This window comes from Nocardia amikacinitolerans NBRC 108937 (assembly GCF_001612615.1).
Classification (GTDB): Bacteria; Actinomycetota; Actinomycetes; order Mycobacteriales; family Mycobacteriaceae; genus Nocardia; species Nocardia amikacinitolerans.
Genome location: NZ_BDAU01000015.1, coordinates 1 through 23,575 on the forward strand (window position 1 = coordinate 1; position 23,575 = coordinate 23,575).

General features: G+C 66.4%; 27 protein-coding genes and 1 pseudogene. 6 read left to right on the forward strand and 22 right to left on the reverse strand.

Going from position 1 to position 23,575, the window contains the following annotated elements:
- The 3 genes and pseudogenes from NAM01S_RS14490 to NAM01S_RS14500 all read right to left on the reverse strand — a co-directional run.
- A pseudogene (locus tag NAM01S_RS14490) lies at positions 1–2,655 on the reverse strand (hypothetical protein); the annotation flags it as partial.
- 17 nt (positions 2,656–2,672) lie between these two features.
- Positions 2,673–3,185 (reverse strand): YbaB/EbfC family nucleoid-associated protein, encoded by a 513-nt coding sequence (locus tag NAM01S_RS14495; protein WP_169810854.1) that lies wholly within the window; start codon positions 3,183–3,185, stop codon positions 2,673–2,675.
- Positions 3,186–3,243: 58 nt separating this feature from the next.
- Positions 3,244–3,564 (reverse strand): hypothetical protein, encoded by a 321-nt coding sequence (locus tag NAM01S_RS14500; RefSeq protein ID WP_067785176.1) that lies wholly within the window; start codon positions 3,562–3,564, stop codon positions 3,244–3,246.
- A 320-nt stretch (positions 3,565–3,884) separates the two neighbouring features.
- Here NAM01S_RS14500 and dtd point away from each other — a divergent pair, with 320 nt between their 5' ends.
- Together dtd and NAM01S_RS14510 are read left to right on the forward strand one after the other, a co-directional pair.
- Positions 3,885–4,316 carry a D-aminoacyl-tRNA deacylase gene (gene dtd, locus NAM01S_RS14505; protein ID WP_067785181.1) on the forward strand — a complete coding sequence of 144 codons (432 nt, stop codon included), beginning with the start codon at positions 3,885–3,887 and terminating at the stop codon, positions 4,314–4,316.
- Between the two features lie 151 nt (positions 4,317–4,467).
- A complete protein-coding gene (locus tag NAM01S_RS14510) occupies positions 4,468–5,973 on the forward strand; it encodes a hypothetical protein (RefSeq protein ID WP_067785184.1) in 1,506 nt (501 codons plus the stop codon).
- 907 nt (positions 5,974–6,880) lie between these two features.
- Here the strand turns inward: NAM01S_RS14510 and NAM01S_RS14515 are convergent.
- The 13 genes from NAM01S_RS14515 to NAM01S_RS14575 form a co-directional block, all read right to left on the reverse strand.
- Entirely contained in the window at positions 6,881–7,228 is a 348-nt protein-coding gene (locus NAM01S_RS14515; protein WP_174554807.1) for a type II toxin-antitoxin system PemK/MazF family toxin, read from the reverse strand.
- Positions 7,225–7,443 carry a ribbon-helix-helix protein, CopG family gene (locus tag NAM01S_RS14520; RefSeq protein ID WP_067785190.1) on the reverse strand — a complete coding sequence of 73 codons (219 nt, stop codon included), beginning with the start codon at positions 7,441–7,443 and terminating at the stop codon, positions 7,225–7,227. The genes NAM01S_RS14515 and NAM01S_RS14520 overlap by 4 nt, the downstream gene beginning before the upstream one ends.
- Positions 7,444–7,491: 48 nt before the next feature.
- Positions 7,492–8,295: a type I methionyl aminopeptidase gene (map, locus tag NAM01S_RS14525; protein WP_067785192.1), complete on the reverse strand. Its 804-nt coding sequence runs from the start codon at positions 8,293–8,295 to the stop codon at positions 7,492–7,494.
- A 29-nt stretch (positions 8,296–8,324) separates the two neighbouring features.
- The gene (locus NAM01S_RS14530) at positions 8,325–8,870 is read right to left on the reverse strand and encodes an adenylate kinase (RefSeq protein WP_067785195.1); all 546 of its coding nucleotides are present in this window, start codon (positions 8,868–8,870) and stop codon (positions 8,325–8,327) included.
- A complete protein-coding gene (secY, locus tag NAM01S_RS14535; RefSeq protein WP_067785198.1) occupies positions 8,867–10,189 on the reverse strand; it encodes a preprotein translocase subunit SecY in 1,323 nt (440 codons plus the stop codon). The genes NAM01S_RS14530 and secY overlap by 4 nt, the downstream gene beginning before the upstream one ends.
- A gap of 178 nt (positions 10,190–10,367) precedes the next feature.
- Entirely contained in the window at positions 10,368–10,811 is a 444-nt protein-coding gene (gene rplO / locus NAM01S_RS14540; RefSeq protein WP_067785201.1) for a 50S ribosomal protein L15, read from the reverse strand.
- A gap of 1 nt (position 10,812) precedes the next feature.
- Positions 10,813–10,992, reverse strand: coding sequence for a 50S ribosomal protein L30 (rpmD, locus tag NAM01S_RS14545; protein WP_014349110.1), 180 nt, complete (start codon positions 10,990–10,992; stop codon positions 10,813–10,815).
- Between the two features lie 2 nt (positions 10,993–10,994).
- Positions 10,995–11,642 carry a 30S ribosomal protein S5 gene (gene rpsE, locus NAM01S_RS14550; protein WP_067785204.1) on the reverse strand — a complete coding sequence of 216 codons (648 nt, stop codon included), beginning with the start codon at positions 11,640–11,642 and terminating at the stop codon, positions 10,995–10,997.
- Positions 11,643–11,673: 31 nt separating this feature from the next.
- Entirely contained in the window at positions 11,674–12,081 is a 408-nt protein-coding gene (gene rplR, locus NAM01S_RS14555) for a 50S ribosomal protein L18 (protein WP_067785206.1), read from the reverse strand.
- 2 nt (positions 12,082–12,083) lie between these two features.
- Positions 12,084–12,623, reverse strand: a complete 540-nt coding sequence (gene rplF, locus NAM01S_RS14560) for a 50S ribosomal protein L6 (RefSeq protein WP_067785209.1) — start codon at positions 12,621–12,623, stop codon at positions 12,084–12,086.
- Positions 12,624–12,637: 14 nt separating this feature from the next.
- Positions 12,638–13,036 (reverse strand): 30S ribosomal protein S8, encoded by a 399-nt coding sequence (rpsH, locus tag NAM01S_RS14565; protein ID WP_067785212.1) that lies wholly within the window; start codon positions 13,034–13,036, stop codon positions 12,638–12,640.
- Between the two features lie 253 nt (positions 13,037–13,289).
- The gene (locus NAM01S_RS14570) at positions 13,290–13,610 is read right to left on the reverse strand and encodes a type II toxin-antitoxin system PemK/MazF family toxin (RefSeq protein ID WP_067785215.1); all 321 of its coding nucleotides are present in this window, start codon (positions 13,608–13,610) and stop codon (positions 13,290–13,292) included.
- Positions 13,607–13,831, reverse strand: coding sequence for a hypothetical protein (locus NAM01S_RS14575; protein ID WP_067785218.1), 225 nt, complete (start codon positions 13,829–13,831; stop codon positions 13,607–13,609). The genes NAM01S_RS14570 and NAM01S_RS14575 overlap by 4 nt, the downstream gene beginning before the upstream one ends.
- 561 nt (positions 13,832–14,392) lie before the next feature.
- Between NAM01S_RS14575 and NAM01S_RS14580 the strand changes: the two genes are divergently transcribed.
- Genes NAM01S_RS14580 through NAM01S_RS14590 form a run of 3 tightly spaced genes read left to right on the forward strand, consistent with a single transcriptional unit; the run spans position 14,393 to position 17,497 of the window.
- Entirely contained in the window at positions 14,393–14,899 is a 507-nt protein-coding gene (locus tag NAM01S_RS14580; RefSeq protein WP_067785221.1) for a hypothetical protein, read from the forward strand.
- A gap of 1 nt (position 14,900) precedes the next feature.
- Positions 14,901–16,076 carry an MAB_1171c family putative transporter gene (locus tag NAM01S_RS14585; protein ID WP_067785224.1) on the forward strand — a complete coding sequence of 392 codons (1,176 nt, stop codon included), beginning with the start codon at positions 14,901–14,903 and terminating at the stop codon, positions 16,074–16,076.
- A gap of 8 nt (positions 16,077–16,084) precedes the next feature.
- Positions 16,085–17,497, forward strand: coding sequence for a cytochrome P450 (locus tag NAM01S_RS14590; RefSeq protein ID WP_067785227.1), 1,413 nt, complete (start codon positions 16,085–16,087; stop codon positions 17,495–17,497).
- A gap of 436 nt (positions 17,498–17,933) precedes the next feature.
- Here NAM01S_RS14590 and NAM01S_RS14595 read toward each other — a convergent pair whose 3' ends face one another.
- From NAM01S_RS14595 to rplN, 6 genes are all read right to left on the reverse strand, one after another.
- Positions 17,934–18,173 carry a hypothetical protein gene (locus NAM01S_RS14595; RefSeq protein WP_157107743.1) on the reverse strand — a complete coding sequence of 80 codons (240 nt, stop codon included), beginning with the start codon at positions 18,171–18,173 and terminating at the stop codon, positions 17,934–17,936.
- A gap of 120 nt (positions 18,174–18,293) precedes the next feature.
- Positions 18,294–19,574 (reverse strand): Fic family protein, encoded by a 1,281-nt coding sequence (locus tag NAM01S_RS14600; protein WP_067785234.1) that lies wholly within the window; start codon positions 19,572–19,574, stop codon positions 18,294–18,296.
- 145 nt (positions 19,575–19,719) lie between these two features.
- On the reverse strand, positions 19,720–19,905 hold the full coding sequence (locus NAM01S_RS14605) for a type Z 30S ribosomal protein S14 (RefSeq protein WP_014981705.1): 186 nt from the start codon (positions 19,903–19,905) through the stop codon (positions 19,720–19,722).
- A gap of 3 nt (positions 19,906–19,908) precedes the next feature.
- On the reverse strand, positions 19,909–20,472 hold the full coding sequence (gene rplE, locus NAM01S_RS14610; protein WP_067785237.1) for a 50S ribosomal protein L5: 564 nt from the start codon (positions 20,470–20,472) through the stop codon (positions 19,909–19,911).
- 1 nt (position 20,473) lies between these two features.
- Entirely contained in the window at positions 20,474–20,788 is a 315-nt protein-coding gene (rplX, locus tag NAM01S_RS14615; RefSeq protein ID WP_067785240.1) for a 50S ribosomal protein L24, read from the reverse strand.
- A 1-nt stretch (position 20,789) separates the two neighbouring features.
- Entirely contained in the window at positions 20,790–21,158 is a 369-nt protein-coding gene (gene rplN / locus NAM01S_RS14620; RefSeq protein WP_014981702.1) for a 50S ribosomal protein L14, read from the reverse strand.
- 330 nt (positions 21,159–21,488) lie between these two features.
- Between rplN and NAM01S_RS14625 the strand changes: the two genes are divergently transcribed.
- Positions 21,489–23,534, forward strand: coding sequence for a M13 family metallopeptidase (locus NAM01S_RS14625; RefSeq protein ID WP_253798659.1), 2,046 nt, complete (start codon positions 21,489–21,491; stop codon positions 23,532–23,534).
- Positions 23,535–23,575 lie beyond the last annotated feature (41 nt).

Consider the following 23,575-nt stretch of genomic DNA (forward strand, 5'->3'; position numbering starts at 1 on the left):
ACCCGTGTCCGCGTCGGGGGCGGGGGTCCTGGCGTCGGGGTCGAGATCCGGATCCAGGTCTGGATCGGGGTCGCGGTCGGGGTCCGGTCGAGAAGCCGGGTCGGTATTCGAACTCGTGTCGGGCGCGAGCGCCGCCCGATCACCGTCGGTGGCCGGGCGTGAACTGCTCGGTGCGGGTCGGCTAGGCGGCGCCGGTGGCGGCGGGGACAGCGCGAGAGCTGCGGCGGCCGGGTCCACCGCGAGAGCGCCGTCCTGATCGGATCGGTCGTCCGTATCCGGCTGTCGGGCAGTCGAATCCGTTCCGGCGCGGGAATCCGCCCCGGCGTCCGAATCCGACCTGCCGTCCGAATTCGCCGCGCTATCCGAATCCGCCCCGTGGTTCGAATCCGCTTCGCCGTCCGGCCGCGTCGTCGCCGGGTCGGGTGAAACCAGGTCGGCAGGGTCCACCTGCACCTGCCGCTGATCGCTCGCCGCGGCGTCGTCCTCGGCCTGCGAGCGGGCTTGCGGCGCTTCGGAATCCGCGATTCGCGCCTGAACCGGCCCGGCTTGGTCCGACAAGCCGCCGGGGACATCGACCGCACGTGCGGAGCCAGCGTTCGCCCTCGACGCGCTGTCGCCGGTCGACACGGCACCGGCCCCGTCGGGCGGGACAGCGCGCGTCGTGCCGTCCAGCACGGCGGAACTCCCCTGCGCACCGACGGGACGGGAAGCACTCGACCCGGCGGCGCTACCGGACTGCTGCGCAGGAGCAGCGGACGAGGTGGGCGACGAAGACGCGGACGACGACGCACCGGGGGCGACGCTCGAGGCGGCGGAGCCTGCGACCGCGGGCGTCGAACCGGAAACGGCCGCACCCGGGGCGGCGGCACCCGTCGGCGCGCCAGGCATGCCCGCCCCGACCGGTCCGGCGTTCACCGCAGCGGCGCCAGGCGCCTGCGCCGCGGGCGACGCTCCGCCGACCCCGGTCGTACCGGTACCGGACAGGGGTGTCCCCGAATCGGTGACTCCGGCAGCCGACGTTCCCGGCGTCGAGCCGTCGGCTACGCGGTGGTCGCTCGCAGCGGAACTGCCCTCCGGCGCAGCCGAATCCGAAGCAGACGTCGCGGAATGACCAGCATGTGCACCGGAATCCGCACCCGTTTGCGCCGAGCCCCCGCCCGCTTGCGCGGAATCGGCGCCAACCTGCCCCGAATCTCCGGTCGGCGCAACCGAATGCGCGCCCGTGGCGGGTGCGCCGCCGTTCTGTGCGGCGGAATCACCGGCCGAGGAGTTCGAAGAGCCTTCGTAGGCACCGGAATTCGTAGCGGTTTGACCGGCAGGGGCCGCACTTTGCTGACCTGCCGAGTCACCGCCGGTGTCGTTCGAGCTCGCCGCACCGGCATCGGAAGTACCTGCTGTTCCGCCATATTGGCCGGCGTCCGGCGACCCGGACGGCCCCGTGGACGCGGCTGTGGTGCTCGGCGAACCAGCATCACTACCGGCAGTGGCATTAGCTCCAGAACCATTCGTTCCAGCGCTGGTGGTCCCCGCTCCGTTGGTCCCGCCGCCGTTGGCTCCACCATCGTTGGTGCCCGTACCATCGGCAGCGTTCGATGCGGGAACCGGGGACGTGCCGTCGGCGGCCGGTCCGGATCCAGGCAGCGTGCCGACCCGGACGGGTTCCCTGTTGAAGTTCATCGGCCCGTTGTGCTGCGTCTGGCCCCGTGCCCCGTAGACACCGCTCGGCCCCGCGCCGGAGATCGCGCCACCGACGAAGGAACGCGGATCCCAGTTCCCTGTCGCCCATGCCGCGACGAAAGCACCGGCCAAGCCGGCACCCGCACCAACGATCGCCCCGCCTGTGAAGCCGCGGACACCGCGGTTGTTCATCAGACTGGGCGCGATCCGGCCCATCGCCCGGTTCAATCCGAAGCCCGCACCACCACCGGCGCCACCCGCAAGCGCGGAAACCCAGGCGTTCTCCCAGATCGCTCCCGTGTCCCAGCCCTGGCTGTTCAGGCCCTCGGCGATGACGATGCCCTGCACCGCCACTTCTTGTGCCGTGCCCTGGAAGACTTCGACGATCGCTTCCTGGACGATCTCGTAGACGAGCTTCGAGACCACCTGCTTCGCCGCGTCCGACAGGAAGGTTCTGGCGAGCATGGCGGCGATCCGGCCCTCCAACCACCGCGCCATGGCTCGAAACACGGCTCGCGTCGCCGCGATGGCGCCGGCCTGCACGGCGCCCGCCCCCGGCCCCGCGAAGAAGGACAGGGCAAGCTCCGCCGCCAACCAGCTCAGCGAGAAGATCGCGTTCAGGTGATTCGCGTGAACCGCACCCGCGAAATCATCGACCGAGACGGCCAGATCGTTGAACGAGTTGCCCATCAACTCGATCGAACCGTGCTGCGGCGTCCCGCCTTTGGGCGTGTCGTCGTGAATCATCGACCGCAGCGAATCGACGATCTGCTGCCCGCCCTCACCCTGCGGATACGCGTGGACCACCGCAGCGGCGGCGACGTCCGCCTCCGCTATCGCCTCGGACAGGATCTCTTCGGCGATCTCCCGCAGCACAGCGGAAACCTTGACCACATCGTCGGGATCGATGCGCGTGATCTCCGCGCCCGCCACCCATTCGAGCCACGCGAGCTCCGGCGGGATCGCCCAATAACCCATCGAGAGGCCGATTCACGTCACCAGGCTTGGCCTGCGACGCTCTCCGTTGGCCCCCTGCCACCGCCGTGGTCGTAGCTCTCGACATCGGTGAACGTCATCACCTCGTCGCTCTCGGCGCGTTCCGACGAACCGGGGGGCGACAGCGAAACCGGCGGCTCCATGGGAATTTCGGCCTCGATATCCGGCATTCCTGGGATCACATCGGACAGTTTCGGCAGCCGTGCGCGCTCGTCGAACAGCGGCGCCGCGAGCGCCTTGCTCTTGGCGAACACCTCGTCGGCCGCCTGCTGCGCCATCCGGGTGACCGCCTTGGCGATCTGGTCGTAGCTCAGTTCATCGACGCGGTCGGAGAAGCGAGTCTCGATGACGACACCGTTGGCGTTCACCGTCACCGACACCGTCTTGTCGCGCGTGGTCGCGGTCGCCGTCAGCTTGACGCGCTCCCGCTGCGCTTCCGCGATATCCCGCATGCGGCCGCGGAAGTCCTCCAGCAGCCCGGCGATCTCCCCCTCCATACGCCCAGATGTCATGTCGCCCACTCCGAACTCCATGGCGGCGCCCAGAAGGCCCGCCTGCCACCACCGCCGCTCAGACCTGCTCGATTGCCTGCCGAGCGGCCTCCTCGTTCCGGTCGGCGGCGACCGCAGCCTCGTACTGGCCCTTCGACAGGTTCGCCCAGGACTCCGCCATGGTGCTGGTGCCGTCCACCGCACCTTGCAGCCGCTCCGTCAGGCCGGGACTACCGTTGCCCTTGACGTATTGGCTGCCGAAGTTGTCGCTGCCGATCACGGAAAGCAAGGTGCTCAGCTGGTCCTGAACCCGCCCGGAGATGTTCTCCAACCGAGCCCGGACCTTGTCGGTCTCGTACCCGGCGGTCCTCAGCTTCTCGGAGTAAGTCTCAGTCGTCATCTCGCACCTCTACCCCCGGGGTGGCAGGCCCACCGGTCGACTACGGTTCGAACTCCTGCGACGATGGCAGTCCAGTGCAACTCGTCAGTAACCTTTACATGAACTTAGGACAGCGTGGGAGTGACGCACAGATGCGCGACCACCTGCGGGCCGATAGCCTGACGAACGCCTGATGACCTGCGGCACAATCACATTGGCAGGTGCCCGAATGCCCCGACGCAACCGTTCACGCCCTGTTCACCCGAGGCACGGGAACGTCCTCGCAACCACCGTGAGCGCGCGTGCTCGAGTGCGCGTGCCGCGAGTGCGATGATCACCCGATGCGAGTTCTTGTACAGCGAGTGACCGCCGCGCAGGTGACCGTCGACGGCGAACTCGTCGGACGGATCGATCCCGACCCCCAGGGCTTGGTCGCGCTCGTCGGCGTGACCCACGACGACACCGAGGCGACCGCGAAAGCGTTGGCGGACAAGCTGTGGCGGCTGCGCATCCTGGACGGCGAGCGTTCCGCCGCGGACCTGAACGCGCCCGTGCTCGTCGTCAGCCAGTTCACCCTCTACGCCGACACCGCGAAGGGCCGCCGCCCGTCCTGGTCGGCAGCCGCGCCGGGTTCGGTCGCCGAACCGCTCGTCGACACCTTCGCCGAGGCGCTGCGTGCCCTCGGGGCGACCGTCGCGACGGGTCGTTTCGGCGCGCACATGCACATCGATCTCACCAACGACGGCCCCGTCACGCTCCTGCTGGAGGCCTGAGCACGCGGTTCGCGCCGAGTTAGCTGACAGCTAGCAGCGAGCCCTGTCGTTCCCGGGCGACGGCACCCGATTTGTGGCAGACTTTTCGCGAGAACAGGTGCGGCCGAAGGAACGACCGTCTGTGGAAGGTGATGCGGGAGTTGGGTTCGCGATGGATCTGAGTGCTGTCGAACGACAGGTTGCGGTCGATCGCAGTGCGGCCCGAGACCGAACGGTCGATTCCGAACTCCGCCTGGCCACTTCGCTCGTCGAACTGGCCAAGGCGCTGGTCGCCACGAAGAACGATCCCACCGCGCGCCGGGACCGCACCCTGGAGGCGCCCGCGCCCGCGCAGGAAGCGGTCGGCATCCGGTTGCACTGGCTGGCCGCCGGAATGGTCGAGGCGCGGTTCGCCGGTGAATTGCAAGAGTCCCTACGGGTCTTCGAACAGGTGACAAGGGCGGCCGGTCGCCGCGACCTGGCCACGACCACCATCCGTGGCGCCTGCGCCACGTATCGCCAAGTGGCACAAACCCATCCGCACGTGGCGGGTATGTGTGCCGACGGCCTCGGCAAGTGCGGCGTGTGGCTCGGCAGGCTGGACCAGGACGCGGCCGTCGCCGCCGTCGAGGACGCCGCCCGCATCCGCGCCGAGCTGGCCGCCGCCAACCCCGAACTGGCGGGCAAGTACCTGGCCAGCTTGAGCACGCTGCTGCGCACCCTGATGGTCGGCCGCTCTCGCAAGCAGGCGATAGCGATGTATCGCGAACGGTACGCCGCGTTCACCTCGACAAGCATGTCGATCCGTTTGCGCGCGTGCGGGATTCGTGATCTGGACCTCACGCCGAAGTCCTACAACGCGCTCGTCGAACTGGAGTGCCGCACCCTGGAGCAGGCCGGGCGGCTGACCCAGCAGCAGATCGTGCGCAAGTCCTCCGGCGACCTGTCCACGGTGGAGGAGATCAACTGGCGGCTTGCGCTGGTCGGGCTGCGGCCGCTCGCGCCGGGCGAGGATCCCGAACCGCCGTCGACTCCGGTCGAGATCGGCCCCACCTTCGGCGCGCTCGGCGTGCGCTGCCCGGATCGCGACGCGATGACGCAACTGCGCGCCGCCATCATCGAGGCCTACGCCCAAGACGACATCCAGCTCGTGGACAGCGCCACCTATCACAACTCCGACGACGAGGACTGGGTGCTCGGCGAGGCTGAACTCAACACGGCGAGCACGCTCGGCGACGACGTGGTGCTGATCGAGATGTCCTACGGCGGTTGGGTGACCGTGATGAGCCTGAACTGGGAGCTGGCTCCCGTCGGCAAACACCCGCTGGCCCTGCGGCTTTCCCAGCGCTGGCCGGTGGTCGGCGTGACGGCCACCGCGAACATGTCCTACGAGCTGTGCCGCTACGAGCACGGCAAGGCGACGCAATACGCGGCGCTCGGCCGCCCGGCCGGACCCGCCACGCTCGACGAGCCGCTCGCGCCGTTGGACTTCGGCGTGCTCGCCGCCTACGGCGCCAGCCACGCCACCGAGAACAAACTCCGCTCGGCGTTCGGCAACACGCAATCCTTCGCGAACCTGACCTACCTGCCCGGCGCGGGCATCCGGCAGCTGCGCAAGTCGATGACGCTCATCGACCATGATCACGTGCTGTTCTTCCGCAAAACCGGCCAGAGCTGAAACCGTCTCGGCGGCAGGTCATTCCGGGTAGCGCGGCGCGCCGCGCGCGTTGCTCGGACGTCAACTGCGGTCCGCTCCAGCGAGATTCGAGTAGTTCGCTACTCGGGAGCCGACCACCGCGCGGAACCTAATCTGACTGCATCGTCAGAGTCCACCGCGGAACAAAGGTCACCGCGGGGTTCACCGCGGAGCGAAAGTAGCCGCGGGACAAGGTCCACCGCGGAGCGAAAGTAGCCCGCGGGACAAGGTCCACCGCGGAGCGAAAGTAACCGCGAGACAAGGCCCACCGCGGAACGAAAGTAACCGCGAGACAAGGCCCGCCGCGGAGCAAACGTCACCGCGGAGGGTTCGCCGCGGAGCGAAAGTATCCGCGGAACAAGGTCCACCGCGGAGCAACAGTCACCGCCGGACAGAGTCGTCCGCGGAGCGAAAGTATCCGCAGAACAAGGTCCACCGCGGAGCAACAGTCACCGCCGGACAGAGTCGTCCGCGGAGCGAAAGTCACGCGGAGCGAGGGAGGTACAGAAACGCGAAACCGCCGAATCCCCAGCACCGCCGAAGGTTTCGGTCAGGCGCGCAAGGCGCGGGTGCAAGGAACGACGTCACCGATCCAGCGGCGAGCTGGGGATCGCCGGGCGACCGAGGACGGTCACCGCGGCGAGATCGACCGAGACGGGCCCGGCCCGCGGCGTCGGTGCGAATCGAGTCCTCGCCGCGCGAGCGAACGTCCGAACCGGGGAGCGTCGGTAATCGTTCCGACCGGTCGTGCCATGCGGGCGATGTCCGCCGGGAAACGTCCGGCGTCGACGGCAGCCGCGGAGATAGTGTGTTGCGCCCTTGCCATTTTCTCGTAGGGCAGCGTCCGGTCGGAGTGGCGACGCCGGCGGCCCGATCCGGCCGCAGCGTTCTACAGAGACAAATGCAGCCGTAGAGCGTTATCCAGCTCTTTCAGTTGGGTGGTCGTCACCCGCCCGAGCACCCGCCCCATTCGTTCCAGCGATACAGAGCGAACCTGCTCCGCTTGCGCTTTCGACGTAACACGCAGTCCGGGAACGTCTTCCAGCAAGACCTGGAACGGAAACACTCGCTCGACATTGCTGGTGACGGGAACCACCGTCAGCACACCGCGGCCGAGTTGCACGGCCCGTCGGTTGGCGCCGTCGTTGCTCACCACAACGGCGGGGCGCAACTTGCTGACCTCATTGCCACGGACCGGATCGAAATCGACGAGCACAAGGTCGCCGCGCCGCATCACGCCAACCCGTCGCCAGTGGCGATCGACCAGACGTTGTCATCATCGCTTGCGTCCCACTCGTCCCACGCCGCTTCGTAGGCGTCTTCGAGCGAACGGCTACGCAGCAGATCGATGGCCTTGTGGATCGCGGCGGACCGACCAGGCAGACCCGACCTGCATACCTCCGCGTCGAGCACCGCCACATCGTCTTCGGATAGGCTCACACTCAGTTTCATACCCCAATGCTACCCGGGTAGGAATCGCAGTGCTACCGCAAGGCGCCCCTACTCCGGGCGCGGGGTGAGGATGCGCGGCCCGTCCTCGGTGACCGCGACGGTGTGTTCCCAGTGCGCGGCGCGGCTGCCGTCGAGGGTGACGACTGTCCAGTCGTCGTCGAGCACCTTGGTCTGGGTGGTGCCGAGCGTGAGCATGGGTTCGATGGCAAGCACCGAGCCGACCACGAGCTTCGGGCCCTTGCCCGGCGCGCCCTCGTTCGCGAGGAACGGGTCCATATGCATCTCGCGGCCGATCGCGTGGCCGCCGTATCCGTCGACGATGCCGTAGGCGCGGCCGTGCAGTTCCTCGACGGCGCGGGTGCCCATCTCGATCGCGTGCGACACATCGGTCAGCCGGTTGCCAGGCACCATGGCGGCGATGCCCGCCTCCATGGACAGACGCGTCGCCTCGCTCAACAGTCGATCGGCCTCGATGATCTCGCCGACACCGAAGGTCCACGCGGAGTCGCCGTGCCAGCCGTCCAGGATTGCGCCGCAGTCGATCGAGATCAGGTCGCCCTCGACCAGGATCTCTTCCGCGGTCGGAATCCCGTGCACCACACGGTCGTTCACCGACGCGCAGATCGAGGCGGGGAAACCGTGGTAGCCCTTGAAGGACGGCACGGCGCCCGCGTCGCGGATCGTCTGCTCGGCGACCTCGTCCAGTTCCAGGGTCGAGACCCCTGGCTTGGCGGCCGCACGCACGGCGACGAGAGTGCGGCCGACCACCGCGCCCGCCGCCGCCATGGCGTCCAGCTCACCGGCGGTGCGGAACGGCACCACCTTCTTGCTCTTCTTGCGGCCGAAGACCATGACGGCTCAGCGCTCCCGAGACAGGGACATCAGTGACCCAGTGCGCGCAGCGCGCGGGCGTTGACCTCGTCCACCTCGCCGACGCCGTCCACCGTGACGACGAGACCGTCGTAGTGCTGCAGCAGCGGCTCGGTCTCCTCGCGGTACACCCGGAGCCGGTTGCGGATCACGCCCTCGTTGTCGTCGGCGCGGCCACGCGCCAGCATCCGCTCGACCACGGTGTCCTCGGCAACGACGAAGCACAGGACTGCGTCCAGCTTCTTGTCCATGTCGCCGAGGATCTTCTCCAAGGCCTCGGCCTGATCGATGGTGCGCGGGTAGCCGTCGAGCACGAAGCCGTTGGCGGCGTCGGGCTCGTTGACACGCTGCTCGACCATGCGGTTGGTCACGTCGCTGGGCACCAGATCGCCGGCGTCCATGTACTTCTGCGCCTCGCGCCCAAGCGGCGTCTGCTGGCCGATGTTCGCGCGGAAGAGATCCCCGGTCGAGATGTGCGGGACGCCCAGCTTCTCCGATAGCAGGACGGCCTGGGTGCCTTTGCCGGCACCCGGCGGACCGAGCAATACAACTCTCACTTGAGGAACCCTTCGTAATTTCGATTCATCAGCTGGCTTTCGATCTGCTTCACGGTGTCCAGGCCGACGCTCACCATGATCAGCACCGCGGTACCGCCGAACGGGAGGTTCTGGACGCCACCGGTGTTGCCGATATCGAGGAAGAGGTTCGGCAGGACTGCCACCAGACCGAGGTAGATGGAGCCGGGCAGGGTGATGCGGCTCAGGACGAAGTTCAGATAGTCGGCCGTCGGCTTACCGGGACGATACCCCGGGATGAAGCCACCGAACTTCTTCATCTCGTCGGCGCGTTCCTCCGGGTTGAAGGTGATCGCGACATAGAAGTAGGTGAAGAACACGATCAGGCCGAAGTAGATGGCGATGTACACCGGGTTGCTCGGGTTCACCAGGTACTTCTGAATGATCTCCTGCCACCAACTGGGGTCAGGGTTGTTCTGCGACGAGGTCAGCTGCGCGATCAGGTTGGGCAGATACAGCAGCGACGAAGCGAAGATGACCGGAATGACACCGGCCTGGTTGACCTTCAGCGGCAGGTAGGTCGAGGAGCCGCCGTACATCTTGCGGCCGACCACGCGCTTGGCGTACTGCACCGGAATGCGGCGCTGGCCCTGCTCGACGAAGATCACCGCGACGATGATGGCGAAGGCGGCGGCGCACACCAGGCCGAAGACCAGACCGCCTCGGCTGTCCAGGATGGCCTTGCCCTCGGTGGGGATGCGCGCGGCGATGCCCGCGAAGATCAGCAGGGACATACCGTTGCCGACGCCGCGCTCGGTGATCTGCTCACCGAACCACATGACGAGCGCCGCACCGGCGGTCATCACGAGCACGATGATGATCATGCCGAAGATGCTTGTGTCGGCGAGGATGTCCTGCTGGCAGCCCTGGAGCAGCTGGCCACGCGCGGCGAGGGCGACCAGACCGGTCGCTTGCAGCACGGCCAACGCGATCGACAGGTACCGCGTGTACTGCGTCATCTTCGTCTGGCCGGCTTGGCCTTCCTTGCGCAGTTCTTCGAACCGCGGGATGACGACGGTGAGCAGCTGAATGATGATGCTGGCGGTGATGTACGGCATGATGCCGATCGCGAAGACCGACAACTGCAGCAGCGCACCACCGGAGAACAGATTGATGAGCTGGTAGATGCCTGCGTTCTCACCGCCGGAGACCAGGTCGACACATTCCTGGACGGCCTTGTAGTCCACGCCGGGCGACGGCAACGCGGCACCGGCACGGTACAGCGCGACCAACCCCAGCGTGAAGAGAATCTTCCGCCGTAAGTCCGGAGTCCGGAAGGCCGATACGAAGGCGGAAAGCACAGATCCTCCTGGCGCGAACGACATGGTCATGACATGGATGTTTCAGCTTGTCCGAGTTCCACGCGGAACAGGAGGACGCCGAAAACCATGACGAGGCTTGGCAGACAACAATTGAACTCTAACAGTGGCACCGGACGAGCTCGTCACTCGTCCGGTGCCACTGCTTGTCAGAGTACCGTCAGCCCAGCTCGGTGACAGTGCCACCGGCGGCGGTGATCTTCTCCTTGGCGGCGCCGGTCACCTTGTCGACGGTCACCTGGACCGCGACGCCGATCTCGCCGTCACCGAGAACCTTGACCAGCTGGTTCTTGCGGACCGCGCCCGCGGCGACCAGCTCGGCCTTGCCGATCTGCCCGCCCTCGGGGAACAGCTCGGCGATCTTGCCGACGTTCACGACCTGGTACTCGGTACGGAACCGGTTCGTGAAGCCCTTGAGCTTGGGCAGCCGCATGTGCAGCGGCATCTGCCCACCCTCGAAGGCGGCGGGGACGTTCTTGCGAGCCTTGGTGCCCTTGGTACCGCGGCCCGCGGTCTTGCCCTTGGAGCCCTCACCGCGACCCACACGGGTCTTCTCGGTCTTGGCGCCGGGAGCCGGACGCAGGTGGTGCAACTTGATGGTCATGTCAGACCTCCTCAACTGTCACGAGGTGGCGCACGACGTTGATCAGCCCGCGGTTCTGGGCGTTGTCCTCACGCACGACGGACTTGCGGATGCCGCGCAGACCGAGGGTCCGCAGGCTGTCGCGCTGATTCTGCTTGGCGCCGATCGAACTCTTGATCTGGGTCACCTTGAGATCTGCCATGGTCAGGCTCCCTGTCCCGCACGCGCACGCAGCATGCCCGCCGGAGCGACGTCCTCGAGGGGCAGGCCACGACGGGCCGCGACCTCTTCCGGACGCTGCAGCTGCTTGAGCGCGGCCACCGTCGCGTGCACGACGTTGATCGCGTTGTCGCTACCGAGCGACTTGGCCAGAATGTCGTGAATGCCAGCGCATTCCAGCACGGCACGAGCCGCGCCACCGGCGATCACACCGGTACCGGGGGAAGCCGGGCGCAGCATGACCACGCCGGCCGCCGCCTCACCCTGAACCGGGTGGGTGATGGTCGAGCCGATCATCGGGACGCGGAAGAAGCCCTTGCGAGCCTCCTCGACGCCCTTCTGGATGGCCGCGGGAACTTCCTTGGCCTTGCCGTAGCCGACGCCGACCAGACCGTTGCCGTCGCCGACGATCACGAGGGCGGTGAAGCTGAAGCGACGACCACCCTTCACGACCTTGGAGACGCGGTTGATCGCGACGACGCGCTCGAGCTGGTTCTTCTCGGCCGCGTTGTCCCGACGGTCGCCGCCACCGCGACGATCGCCACCGCGACGATCGCCGCGGCCGCCCTCGGGGTTGCTGCCATTCTGTCCGGCGGGTCCGTTTCCGCCGTCACGCCGCTGACGTCCCGGCATCAGACGTTCCTTCCGTTCGCAATCTTCATCATCAGAACTTCAACCCGCCTTCGCGAGCGGCATCGGCCAGAGCGGCGATGCGGCCGTGGTAGTCGTGGCCACCACGGTCGAACACGACGGCCTCGACACCGGCAGCCTTGGCGCGGGCGGCGATCAGCTCGCCGACCTTCTTGCCCTTGGCGGTTTTGTCGCCCTCCACCGCGCGCACGTCGGCCTCGATCGAGGACGCGGCGGCGATGGTCTTGCCGAGCGAGTCGTCGACCAGCTGCGCGTGCAGGTGGCGCGAGGAGCGGTTGACCACCAGGCGCGGACGCTCGGTGGTGCCGGCGACCTTCTTGCGCAGGCGGAAGTGACGACGCGTCTTCGACAGACGACGCTGGGTCGAGGAGTCCTTGCCCAGCGGGATGCGCTTGGCCTTCTGGTTTTCGGTTTGCGCCATGATCACTTACCCGTCTTTCCGACCTTGCGGCGAACGACCTCGCCTGCGTAGCGGATGCCCTTGCCCTTGTACGGGTCGGGCTTGCGCAGGCCGTGGATGACCGCCGAAATCTGGCCGACCTTCTGCTTGTCGATTCCGGACACGGAGAACTTGGTGGGCGATTCCACCGCGAAGGTGATGCCCTCGGGAGCCTCGACGGGCACCGGGTGGCTGTAGCCGAGCGCGAACTCGAGGTTCGAGCCCTTGGCCTGCACGCGGTAACCGACGCCGAAGATTTCCATCTTCTTCTCGTAGCCCTTGGTCACGCCCTCGATCATGTTCGAGATCAGCGTGCGGGTCAGGCCGTGCAGCGAGCGGTTGCGGCGCTCGTCGTTCGGGCGGACGACCTCGAGCTGGCCGTCTTCGCCGCGGGCGACGGTGATCGGCTCGGCGACCACGTGCGACAGGGTGCCCTTGGGACCCTTCACCGACACGTTCTGGCCGTCGATGGTCACCTCGACACCGGACGGAACTGCGATGGGCTTCTTACCAATACGCGACATTGTCCTGACCTCCCTTACCAGACGTAAGCGAGGACTTCGCCGCCCACGCCGCTCTGTGCCGCCTGCTTGTCGGTCAGCAGACCCTGCGACGTGGAGATGATGGCCACGCCGAGGCCGCCCAGGACCTTGGGCAGGTTGGTGGATTTCGCGTACACACGCAGACCGGGCTTGGAGACGCGGCGCACGCCGGCGAGGCTGCGCTCACGGCTCGGGCCGTACTTGAGGTCGACGATGAGCGTCTTGCCCACCTGCGCGTCCTCGGTCCGGTAGTCGGCGATGTAACCCTCGCGCTTGAGGATCTCGGCGATGTTCGCCTTGAGCTTCGAGTGCGGAGCCTTCACCTGATCGTGGTACGCCGAGTTGGCGTTGCGCAGACGGGTCAGGAAGTCTGCGATCGGATCAGTCATGGTCATAGTTCGACCTCGACACCTTTCTCGCTGCGGTTCCCATACAGCACCCGCGCGCCCGGAAGCGCGCCAATGGTGGGCCTACAACAATTCGGCTGGTCCGGTCGGCAACTGCCGACCGGCGGGGTACGTATCGCCCGGATCGGTACACATGCGGACATGGAGGTGCCCAGGCAACCGCTCTAGTGTAGGCAATGGGCTGACCAGGACAAAATCGGGGTCGGACGACCCGAGCGACACCGGCCTACTTCAGCTAGCGCTAGAGAAGACCGAGTTTCAACATCAGACCGCGATCCAGGTCAGCGAGTTCCGCAGCATCCAAACTGCCCTTGAAATCTCCGAGTCGTTCCGGGGCGACGGTGTAGATTTGGTCCGTCAGCACCCGGGTACGAACCCCGTCGAACTCGATCTCCGGCCGATATACAGCCGGACCAGCGCTGGTCGAGGTGAGCGCGACGATTACAGTGCTCGCCGGGAACCTGTCGGACTGGATGATCACCGCGTAACGCTTGCCTTGCTGTTCATGGCCGCGCCCACCGGGCAGGGTTTTGATCTCATAGATCGCGCCCCGAAAGATCATGCGACGCCCATGAACCGCTGAATGGCGAGCATCTCGGCTTGATCGTCCGGATCCACAGCGAGCCGCTCTGCGTCAGCGGCGGCCTGCTCCAAGAGAAGTTCTTTATAAGTGCGCAGCAGCGCATAGCGGACCGCCTCTGAACGGGTCCGGCCCGAGTTCGCCGTCAGCTTGGCCAGAGCGGTCTCCATGGCCTCATCGGTGCGTACATTCAGCGTTCCCATCTACCCACTGTAACACAAATTGTGTCACATCGGCCTCGGGGAACGGTTTCGAAGCGCCGGAAACGGCTGCGGATCGCATAGAGATCGAAGCGGCTCCGCCACCATGCACCGAACAAGCGATCTGCAACGGCGGCGAGTTCGCCGAATTATTCTGTGCGACAACATCTTCGCCGATTCTTTGGCTTCGCGGAGTAGCTCGATCACGTAGCGAGCCCATCGTGGGTTCATCAGATACCCTGGGGCTCAACCGAACTCAGTCGCCATGCACTGTCGGCCGGAGACGGTTCTCGGCGGACGGCTTTCCGAGGATCGTGACCGCCCGATGCCGAGGAACGGTTGCATCGCCGTCGCCTAAAAGGCGGCGCATCCGACGACGAGGTCGGCGCCGCCATCGGAGCCGGCATACGAACACAGCAGCCAGGCGCAGCAAAGAGGTGCAATACATGCTGGTCAGTGAGGGTTCTCTCCGGCTTCGTCGCTACCCGCGTACAGCACCGCGGCAGAGCGGGGATCGGCGAAGCGAGCCGACCGGCGCGACGCCACTGAACAGATGACGGTGCAGTGGACCGACTGACCGCCGAATTCGAAGAGCTGGCCCGCGTCGTCGCGATTCCCTACCCATGGGACACCTCGGCATATGTCGCCCGCGTGGCCGAGTACCGAGGGCGCCCGATCCACCTGTGCGCGATCGATTCCGATGCTTTGGCGGGAACAGGTTGCGGCACCGGGTCCGGACTGTGGATCGCCCGTGAGCACGACGACGTCATCATGTACGGCGGCGAGACACCGTGGCACAACGACCAGATCATCGCCCACGAGATCGGGCACATGCTGCTCGGACACGGCGCCGACACCGACACCGCCGACGCCGCCGACCTCCCCTTGCACGAACTGATGCCGTCACTGTCGGCCGAAGCGATACGCAGCGTGCTGCGACGCGACGACTACGGCAGCGATCGTGAGCACGACGCCGAAGCCTTCGCCGACCTGCTGATGGTCCACGCAATGCTGCCCCGCCGGCGCGCGAGCCGGTTACGGTCGACCTTCTTTCGCGCACGGCACCGGTGAGATGACCTCCCCGATACCGGCGTACCTCACCGTGCCCATGATCGCGGGCATCGTCCTGACCATGATCGGTCGGTGGTCGCTGCTGCGCGACACCATCGTCGACCGGCTGATCAACCGTGCCATCGGCGCGTCGCTGGTCGGCATGCTGCTGCGCGAGTCGTGGTTCGAGCAAGCCCTGACCTCGGCACTTCCCGGTGACGACGACACCGTTGTACACCTCGCCCGGCAGCTCTCGTTCGGCGCGATCTTGCTCATCGTGTCCAACATCTACGGCATAGCGAAGCTGTGGGACGGTGCGGATCCGGACAGAGCCTGGCAAAGACAGCGTCGCTACGACTTGGTCGTCGCCACCGCAACCGTCACGATCCTCATCGCCGGAACACCGGCACGCCGCGCGAATCTACTGGTGGACCAGCTTCTCGGCTGGCCGACCGTAGTGCTCTGGATCGTGTTCTGCCTGCCCGTGGGTATCACCGCCGTACTCGTCGGCAGGATCTGCATGCGGGAGATGCTGACCGGAGACATCACCCGCCAGGAACGTGTGGTCTTCATCGTCATCTTGTGCACCGCCGTCGCCCTGGGGCTCGACGCGGGCAGCATCGTCATCGAGACGATCGGATGCGTGCTGACAGATCACCCGGTCCTCGATCCCGAAATGCGCCGCAAGGCTTGGTCCTTCGCCACCGCGACCTTCTTCGCGGTCAGCGTCTCGGCTATCCCCATGATCAGCACGCTCACCACGCGTCTCGGCTGCGATCGCACCGGCCGTTACCTTCGACGGCTGCGGCCACTGTGGAGCGACCTGACCGCCGCCGTACCCGAGGTCGTGCTCACCACCACGGCCCGAGGTCCGCTGGACCCCGCGATCCAGCTCCACCGCATGACGATGGAGATTCGCGACAGCCTGTTGCACCTGCGCCGCTACGTCACCATCGATGCGGCCGACTACCACGATCCGCAGGTCTATACCCGCCGCATCGCCGAGGCCATCACCGCGAAGACCACCGGCCGACCGCCCGTCGACAGCGCCGCGAAACCCGAGAACCGAGCGCAACCCGGCGTCCGGGACCTCGAGGCCGAGCTCCACGAACTGCTCGCGCTCGCACACGCATGGTCGCGGGTCCGCGGCCTGATCGCCACCCATGGCCCGCGGCGCGACGCGTCGCGGGCCCGATAGGAGTTGCCATGGCAGTTCGCACGCCCTCGACCACCGAGTCCAGAGCTCCGCTTCCGCATCCGCGGTGGCGGTTGCCGGTGGTCGGCGATCTGCTCACCACCGACCCGGTCAAGCCCACCCAGATGTCGATGCGTGATGCGCAGACGCTCGGGCCTATCTTCGAGCGAAGGATCATGGACTGGCCCATGATCGTTGTCTCCGGCGCCGACCTGATCGCCGAGATCAACGACGAGAAGAACTGGACCAAGCACGTCGGGGTGCTTTTCAAGAAGATCCGGCCCGTCGCCCGTGACGGCCTGTTCACCGCGTACAACAGCGAGCCGAACTGGCAGAAGGCCCACAACATCCTCGCCCCCTCCTTCACCAAGGAGGCCATGATCGGTTATCACGACACGATGAACGCGGTGGCCGGGGACCTGATCGCCTACTGGGCTTCGCGCCGGGGCCAGTGGGTCGACGTCGCGGAGGACATGAACCGCTTCACCCTCGAGGTCATCAGCAAGTGCGGATTCGACTTCACCTTCGACTCGTTCACCCGCGATAAGACCCACCCGTTCGTGGCGACCATGTTGCGGGGACTGCGGTACATCAACAGCAACGCCAACCTTCCGCCGTTCATCCAGAAGACCATCGGCCGCCCCGCCGCCGTCCAGCACAAACGCGACATCGCCTACGTCCACAAGGTCGTCGACGAGATCATCGCCACCCGAAAGTCCAGCGGCACGGTCGGCAAGCACGGTGACCTGCTCGACCGCATGCTCACGGTTCCGGACCCCGAGACCGGCGAGAACCTCGACGACCTGAACATCCGCAATCAGATCCTGACCTTCCTCGTGGCCGGACACGAGACCAGCGCGGGCGTGCTCGCCTTCGCGCTCTACGAGATCGCACGCAATCCCGAGATCGCCGCGAAGGCACGCAAGGAGCTGGCCGAGCGATTCCCCGGCCAGACCCACCCGACGATCGCATTCGACGACGTCGCGAAACTGCGGTACATCCGGCGCATTGTCGACGAGACCCTGCGGCTGTGGCCGATCGCGCCGGGTTACTTCCGGGAGGCTCGCCACGACGTGGTCATCGGCGACGGCCGCTACCACTTCAAGGCCGGTGAGTGGGTTCTGGTCCTGACACTCCAGGCCCACCGGGACAAAGCGGTGTGGGGCGAGGACGCCGAGGAATTCGATCCGGACCGCTGGCTACCCGGCCGCCAGCGCGACCAGCGCGCCTACAAGCCCTTCGGCACCGGGTTACGCGCCTGCATCGGCCGCCAGTTCGCCTACCACGAAGTGATGCTCGCCCTGGCCCACCTCCTGCACGCATTCGACTTCGAGCACGACCCCGGCTACAAGCTCGACATCAAGGAGCAGATCACGCTCAAGCCTTCGGGATTCGAGCTACGGGTGGCGCCCCGCGCCAGCTGAAACCCTCCAAGCCTGCGCCATCGCCGTGGGCGAGAGTTCAGGCGACCGCCTCCTAGCGAGTCGGTCGGCGGGGCACCGGGTGGCTGGGATCCGAGGTTCGCGTGCCGCCGTCCGGACTGGCGGGGCAGCGTTCAGAATTCGAGCTCATCCCAGGGGATATGGATATGTCGAGATCGATTCCGTGCGACTTCCCGGCCATCCATTTGCCGATCAGGAGGTAATTGGCTGGGTGCAGAGGCCGTACGCCCGGCGGAAGTTGTCCATGAGTGGTCCCCAGCGCATAGGCATGGACATAGCGGATCGCGCTGCGATTCGCTCGATCTGCGGACTCGGCATAAGCGCCATCGTAATCCAGGGGGCGAGTAGCGAACTGCGCATCGAACGCGCGAAAGCGCGGACTCCGGGAGTCCACGCTTTCGCCTTACCTGGCCGACGCTCAGCGGCAAGTCGGGTTCGGGTGCGGCTGCGTGCTGCCCCACGGACCACACAACAGCAGCTTGAGCAGCCCCAGCGGGAGGTCGATGGCCGCGGAGCCGGTGCCCGAGGAACCGGAATCGGCAACCGGTGCGGCCTGCGGCGCCACGGGAGCCGGAGCCGCCATCGCGGGCGCGGCACCCGCGCCCAGGATGGCCACAGACGCGACGGCGACAGCGAATTTTGTTGCGAGATGGTTCATTTCATCCTCCATGTGATGGTCCACACGGAAGATCGGTAATCAGAAACGTTTGTTACTACCATTTGAGATGACGCCCCGATCCGAAGCTGTTCTTAACATTGCCCAGGTCCCTGATCAGAGTTAGCGGGAGGGGCGACGGGGTACCGGGCGGTTCGGCTCCGAAGTCCGCGTGTCACCGTCTGGACTGGCGAGGCGGCGTTCCAGGGCGGTGAACGCGGTGATCGCTTCTGGCGACTCGAAGGCTCGGTTGCGGCGGCCGATGGTGAGCTGGCGCAGGATTCCGGCCTCGGTCAACCGGTCGACCGCGGCGTTCGTGGCGGGGAAACTGCGTCCGATGAGGGCGGCCGCGGTGGACACGGTCAGAATCGGGGCTCCGATGAGCTTCCCGAGCAGCAGGTCCAGTGCGGAGTTCGCGCGCACCGGCGCCACGCGCTCTCGCCAAGATTTCTGCAGGGCAGCGGCTTTCACCTCGAAAGCGGTCGCGTCGCCGGCCGCCCGGGTGCACGCCGCGGCGAAGCGCGCCACCCAGGTGTTCAGGTCGTCGGTGGCCGACCCAGAGTCGGCCGGACCGATGTGCCGGAAGCGATTCAGGCCATCGATATAGCTGTCACTCCACGTGGCGAGCACCAGAGACACGGGCGCGATGACACGTTCGGCCACACCGCGGCGGCGCAATACGAGATGGATCAGCGCCCGTCCGGTGCGGCCGTTACCGTCGATGAACGGATGGATGGTCTCGAACTGCGCATGCGCAATCGCCGCTTGCGCGACAGCAGGCAGGTCGTCGCTGTTGCAGAAGTCGATCAGGTCTTTCATCAACTCGCGCACGTATTCCGGCGGCGGCGGTACGAAGGCGGCCGAGCACGGGTTGAAGGAACTGCCGCCGATCCAGTTCTGTTCGTCGCGCAGGCATCCGCCGTGGTGTGCGAGCTTGGTGCCTGCCAGCAGTCGGCGATGGACCTCGAGCAGCACGCCTTCGCTGATCGGTTGGCCGCGACCGACGGCGTTGGTGGCCACCGCCATCGCATCGATATTCGCCAGCACCTCGGTGGCCGTCACATCGGAGGATTCGCCTTCCAGCTGCCGGGCGGCCTCCGCGCGTAGGAGTCGACGCGCGCCTATCTCGAGGCCCTCGATCCGCGAAGAGGCGACAGCCTCGGCGCGAAGCAGCAGTCGAGACAGCGCTTCCGTCTCGATCAGCGCCTTGGCCTCAGCGTCCAGCCGGGCAATAGCCACCTCCGCATCGACGACATCGGCAGCGGTCTCGCTGGTCAGAACGATGGGTCGCCCGACCAACGGATCGGGCAGGTACGCCTGGTAGGTGCCGGAACCACGGTCCCTGCGAGACAGACCGCCGCCATCCAGCTTGCCCACCCAGCGCAGCTGAACAAGCTTCGCCATGGCTCCTCCTTATTTAAGGTTATCAGATAACGTTAAATAAGGTGACCGATAGTTATAGGTTGCCCACGAACGCACGAGGGCACGGACTCGTCGGAGTCCGTGCCCTCGTGGGGTATTTCGTCAGGCGCTCACGAGGAGCGCGAGCTCACCAGGAGCTCTTGTGCACGCCCGGCAGCTCGCCGCGGTGCGCCATTTCGCGCAGGCACACGCGGCACAGGCCGAACTTGCGGTAGACAGCGTGCGGGCGGCCGCAGCGCTGGCAGCGGGTGTAGGCGCGCACCGCGAACTTCGGCTTGGCGTTGGCCTTGTTGACCAGTGCTTTCTTAGCCATGGCTCAGTTCTCCTTGAACGGGAAGCCGAGGTGCTTCAGCAGGGCACGGCCTTCTTCGTTGTTGGTCGCCGTGGTGACCACGGTGATGTCCATACCGCGCGGGCGGTCGATCTTGTCCACGTCGATCTCGTGGAACATCGACTGCTCGCTCAAACCGAACGTGTAGTTGCCGTTGCCGTCGAACTGCTTCGGCGACAGGCCGCGGAAGTCGCGGATACGGGGCAGCGCGATGGAGACCAGGCGGTCCAGGAACTCCCACATGCGGTCGCCGCGCAGGGTGACCTTCGCGCCGATCGGCATGCCCTCACGCAGCTTGAACTGCGCGATGGACTTGGTCGCCTTGCGGATCTGCGGCTTCTGACCGGTGATCAGGGCCAGGTCCTCGACGGCGCCGTTGATCAGCTTGGCGTCGCGAGCGGCGTCGCCGACACCCATGTTCACGACGACCTTCACCACGCCGGGGATCTGCATCACGTTGGCGTAGTTGAACTCGCTGTTCAGCGCGTCCTTGATCTCGGCGCGGTAGCGCTGCTTGAGGCGCGGCTGGGTCTTCTCAGAGGTGGTCATGTCAGATGTCCTTCCCGTTCTTACGGGAGATCCGGACCCGCTTGCCGTTCTCGTCGGTCCGGTAGCCGATACGGGTCGGCTTGCCGTCGGAGTCGACGACCATCACGTTCGACACGTGGATGGGGGCTTCCTGGGTCACGATGCCGCCCGAGGAGGCGCCGCGCTGGGTGGCGGAGTTCGCGACGTGCTTCTTGATCCGGTTCACGCCCTCGACGAGGACCTTGTTGGTCGCCGGGTAGGCCTGGATGACCTTGCCCTTGGCGCCCTTGTCCTTACCCGAGACGACGAGCACGGTGTCGCCCTTGTGCACCTTCATGTCAGAGCACCTCCGGAGCCAGCGAGACGATCTTCATGAACTTCTTGTCGCGCAGCTCGCGGCCGACCGGGCCGAAGATGCGGGTGCCGCGCGGATCGTTGTCCGCCTTGATGAGCACGGCGGCGTTCTCGTCGAACTTGATGTAGGAACCGTCCGGACGACGACGCTCCTTGACGGTGCGCACGACGACGGCCTTCACCACGTCACCACGCTTGACGTTGCCGCCGGGGATGGCGTCCTTCACGGTGGCGACGATGATGTCGCCGATACCGGCATAGCGACGCGACGAACCACCGAGAACGCGGATGCAGAGGATTTCCTTCGCACCCGTGTTGTCGGCGACGCGCAGTCGCGACTCCTGCTGAATCACTTCAGCCTCCTTGACCTGGACGTATACGCACGCCGGATTGCCGACCCGACGGGCATGGTCGTGTTACCACCCGAACGCGCGCCTACCAGCGGTTTCGTACGGTCTGAGCAAGAACTCGAGAGCCGACCACTGGGGGTTCGCGGCCAGGATGCGGGCACAGCTCCCGCAGGCAACCGGTCTAGTGTATGGGAATCCCCAGGTCGTTCCCAAATCGGGGGCGCGGGGCGAGGAATCCGTGCCCGCGACCCGCCGCGCCGGTAGCCTCGGCCGAACGAACGTCGCCATCGATCACAACGTGCGGGCGTGGACCGCATCGGGGAGAGGATTCACGTGACATCAACCGGTCGTCGGGTCCAGCTGGACCGTCGCGCCTTCCTGGTCGCGCTCGGCGTCGCCGCTCCCGCCGCGGCGCTGCTGGCGTCCTGCTCGAACGACGGCAACGCGAACACCGTACAGCTGACCGGTGTCGACATGGGCGGCGCCGACCAACTGATCCGTCCGCAGGACGACCTGTACCGGCACGTCAACGGCGCGTGGTTGCGCGACTACCAGCTGCCGCCGGACAAGTCCGAGGTCGGCGCGATCAGCGAGGCGATCGACCGCACCAACGAACAGCTGCGCGCCATCATCGAGGGCATCGAGAATCCGGAGCCCGGCTCCGAGGCTCAGCAGATCCGGGATCTGTACGACGCGCGGCTCGATCTGGAGGAGATCGAGCGGCTCGGCATGAGCCCGCTGGCTGACCTGTTCGCGAAGATCGACGGCGCGGCCACCAAGGCCGAGTTGGCCAAGGTGATGGCCGAACTTCCGATCGGCGGCCTGATCGGCCTCGGCATCAATATCGACCGCAAGAACTCCAACGCCTACATCCCCTCCGTCAGCCAGTCCGGCCTCATCCTGGGCGAGCAGTACTACCGCAAGCCGGAGTACGCCACCCAGCTCGCGGGCTACAAGGTCTACCTGGAGAAGATGGCCGCTGGGGCGGGCTTCCCCGATCCGGTGGGACTGGCGCAGCGGGTGCTCGACCTGGAGACGAGGATCGCCGCCGCGCACTGGGACAACGTGCGCGTTCGCGACACCGACGCCACCTACAACCTGATGAGCTGGACCGAAATGACGGCTCTGGCACCGCAATTCGACTGGGACCAGTGGATGGCGGGCAACACCGACCGGCCGAGGTCGCTGTTCGACAAGATGGTGGTCGGGCAGCCGTCGTTCGTCATCGCGGCCGGTCAGCTGTGGGCCGAGGTGGACATCGCGCAGTGGCGGGAGTACCTGCGCGTGCACGTCACCAACGCCTACGCCCGTTTCCTGCCAAAGGCCATCGCCGACGCGCGGTTCGACTTCGTCGGCAAGGTGCTCGGCGGGCTCGAGGAGCGGCCGGAGCTGTGGAAGTCGGCGGTCGGCGTTGTCGACGACAACCTCGGCGAACAGCTCGGGAAGTTGTATGTCGCCGAGCACTTCCCGCCGGAGGCGAAGAAGCGCGCGCAGGAGATGATCGACGACCTGATGGCCGCGTACCGGGACAACTTCACCAATTCGTCCTGGATGTCGCAGCCGACCAGGGAGGCCTCGCTCGCCAAACTGGCCAAGATCAACACCAAGATCGGCTACCCGGACAAGTGGGTCGACTACTCGGAGCTGAAGATCACCAGGGGCAGGCTGATCGAGTCGCTACGCGCGGTCAACGCCTTCGAGGTGAAGCGGGCGTTCAACCGGCTCGGCACCCCGGTCGACAAGGAAGAATGGGCGATGTCGCCGCAGACGGTGAACGCCTACTACTCCCCCACCAACAACGAGATCGCCTTTCCCGCAGCGTATTTGCAGCCGCCGTTCTTCGACAAGGACGCGACCACCGCGGTCAACTACGGCGCGGTCGGCGCCACCATCGGCCACGAGATCGGCCACGGTTTCGATGACCAAGGTTCCAAGTACGACGGTGACGGCAACCGCCGCGACTGGTGGACGCCCGAGGATCTGGCCGCGTTCAAGGCGAAGACCGATCAGGTGATCGCGCAGTTCGACGGGCTGGTGCCGGAGGGTCTCGATCCCAAGTACAAGGTGGACGGCAAGCTGACCGTCGGCGAGAACCTGGCCGACCTGCGCGGCCTGCAGATCGCGCTGGCGGCCTACCGGATCGCCGCCGAACGCGAGGGCATCGAGCCCGACTACCGCGAGATGTTCTTCTCGCACGCGCGCACCTGGCGGGAGAAGCAGACCGAGGAGTCCACCATCTCCCGTCTGCAGGACACCCACTCCCCCAACGAATTCCGCTGCAACCAGGTGGTGCGCAATATCGCCGAGTTCTACACGACGTTCGAGGTGAAGGAAGGCGACGAGCTGTTCCTGCCGCCGGAGCAGCGGGTCAGCCTGTAAACGGACAACCGACCGAAGGTGACCGTCACGTGCCCTGGCGC

Coding starts and splice junctions, on each gene's coding strand:
- NAM01S_RS14495 (WP_169810854.1), bottom strand. CDS start 3,185: ATGACATCTGGGCGTATGGAGGGGGAGATCGCCGGGCTGCTGGAGGAC.
- NAM01S_RS14500 (WP_067785176.1), bottom strand. CDS start 3,564: ATGACGACTGAGACTTACTCCGAGAAGCTGAGGACCGCCGGGTACGAG.
- dtd (WP_067785181.1), top strand. CDS start 3,885: ATGCGAGTTCTTGTACAGCGAGTGACCGCCGCGCAGGTGACCGTCGAC.
- NAM01S_RS14510 (WP_067785184.1), top strand. CDS start 4,468: ATGGATCTGAGTGCTGTCGAACGACAGGTTGCGGTCGATCGCAGTGCG.
- NAM01S_RS14520 (WP_067785190.1), bottom strand. CDS start 7,443: ATGAAACTGAGTGTGAGCCTATCCGAAGACGATGTGGCGGTGCTCGAC.
- map (WP_067785192.1), bottom strand. CDS start 8,295: ATGGTCTTCGGCCGCAAGAAGAGCAAGAAGGTGGTGCCGTTCCGCACC.
- rplO (WP_067785201.1), bottom strand. CDS start 10,811: ATGACCATCAAGTTGCACCACCTGCGTCCGGCTCCCGGCGCCAAGACC.
- rpmD (WP_014349110.1), bottom strand. CDS start 10,992: ATGGCAGATCTCAAGGTGACCCAGATCAAGAGTTCGATCGGCGCCAAG.
- rpsE (WP_067785204.1), bottom strand. CDS start 11,642: ATGCCGGGACGTCAGCGGCGTGACGGCGGAAACGGACCCGCCGGACAG.
- rplR (WP_067785206.1), bottom strand. CDS start 12,081: ATGGCGCAAACCGAAAACCAGAAGGCCAAGCGCATCCCGCTGGGCAAG.
- rplF (WP_067785209.1), bottom strand. CDS start 12,623: ATGTCGCGTATTGGTAAGAAGCCCATCGCAGTTCCGTCCGGTGTCGAG.
- rpsH (WP_067785212.1), bottom strand. CDS start 13,036: ATGACCATGACTGATCCGATCGCAGACTTCCTGACCCGTCTGCGCAAC.
- NAM01S_RS14570 (WP_067785215.1), bottom strand. CDS start 13,610: ATGATCTTTCGGGGCGCGATCTATGAGATCAAAACCCTGCCCGGTGGG.
- NAM01S_RS14575 (WP_067785218.1), bottom strand. CDS start 13,831: ATGGGAACGCTGAATGTACGCACCGATGAGGCCATGGAGACCGCTCTG.
- NAM01S_RS14585 (WP_067785224.1), top strand. CDS start 14,901: ATGACCTCCCCGATACCGGCGTACCTCACCGTGCCCATGATCGCGGGC.
- NAM01S_RS14590 (WP_067785227.1), top strand. CDS start 16,085: ATGGCAGTTCGCACGCCCTCGACCACCGAGTCCAGAGCTCCGCTTCCG.
- NAM01S_RS14595 (WP_157107743.1), bottom strand. CDS start 18,173: ATGAACCATCTCGCAACAAAATTCGCTGTCGCCGTCGCGTCTGTGGCC.
- NAM01S_RS14600 (WP_067785234.1), bottom strand. CDS start 19,574: ATGGCGAAGCTTGTTCAGCTGCGCTGGGTGGGCAAGCTGGATGGCGGC.
- NAM01S_RS14605 (WP_014981705.1), bottom strand. CDS start 19,905: ATGGCTAAGAAAGCACTGGTCAACAAGGCCAACGCCAAGCCGAAGTTC.
- rplE (WP_067785237.1), bottom strand. CDS start 20,472: ATGACCACCTCTGAGAAGACCCAGCCGCGCCTCAAGCAGCGCTACCGC.
- rplX (WP_067785240.1), bottom strand. CDS start 20,788: ATGAAGGTGCACAAGGGCGACACCGTGCTCGTCGTCTCGGGTAAGGAC.